We start from the raw sequence: 948 nt of genomic DNA, 5'->3' as shown, positions 1-948 counted from the left end.
CGGCCCCCGGTAAACAGTGCCATGATGTAAGCGAGTTTTCGGCGGACTTTTCGAAGGAAAGGAGCCGTGCGATGAAACGCAAACGCTTCAGTGTCGAGCAGATTGTGGCTGTGTTGAAGCAGGCCGAAGCGGGCATGCCAGTGGCTGAGCTGATTCGTCACGTGGGCATCTCGGAGCAGACCTTCTATCGCTGGAAGAAGGTGTACGGCGGACTGCAGACGGACCAGGTGCGCCAGTTGAAGCAGCTTCAGGATGAGAACGCCCAGTTGAAGAAGGTGGTTGCCGAGTTGACGCTGGACAAGGCGATGCTGACCGACGTTTTGAAAAAAAAGTGGTGAAGCCCTCCCCGAGGCGCAGCATCGTGGACTATCTGAAGTCAACGTACGCAGTTGCGGAGCGCCGGGCCTGCCGCCTGGTGGCGTTGTCGCGCTCGGTGTATCAATATCGAAGTCATCGCGACCCGCAGACGGCACTGCGCCAGCGCATGTGCGAAATCGCGGCGACCCGTGTGCGATATGGTTACCGCAAGATTCGTGTGCTGTTGCAACGGGAGGGCTATCAGGTCAGCAAAAACCAGCTGTATCGCTTGTATCGGGAAGAAGGCCTGTCACTACGCTACAGGCCGAACCGCAAACGACGGGCACAAATGAGTCGCCCCGCCCGCGCCAGGGCCACAGTGGCGAATCACGCGTGGAGTCTGGACTTCGTTGCGGACCAGCTGGCAGGCGGTCAGCGATTTCGTGCGCTGACCATCGTCGATGTCTTCACGCGCGAAGCGCTGGCAATCGACGTTGGTCAGCGGCTGGGAGCGTCGGACGTCGTGCGTGTGCTGGAGGAACTGCGTATCAGGCGTGGAACACCGCGCACGCTGTTGTGCGATAACGGCTCGGAATTTACTAGTCAGGTTATGGACCTGTGGGCTTACCATCACAAGGTCGAAATTGCCTT

At 59.0% G+C, this 948-nt stretch carries 1 pseudogene; it reads left to right on the top strand.

The annotated features are described in order from the left end of the window. Positions 1–71 precede the first annotated feature (71 nt). Positions 72–948: pseudogene (locus tag HV773_RS36525) on the top strand (IS3 family transposase); the annotation flags it as partial.

This window comes from Paraburkholderia caffeinitolerans (assembly GCF_902859945.1).
GTDB lineage: Bacteria > Pseudomonadota > Gammaproteobacteria > Burkholderiales > Burkholderiaceae > Paraburkholderia > Paraburkholderia caffeinitolerans.
Note: the sequence above shows the minus strand (reverse complement) of the source record. Positions and strands in the feature narration are given on the sequence as shown.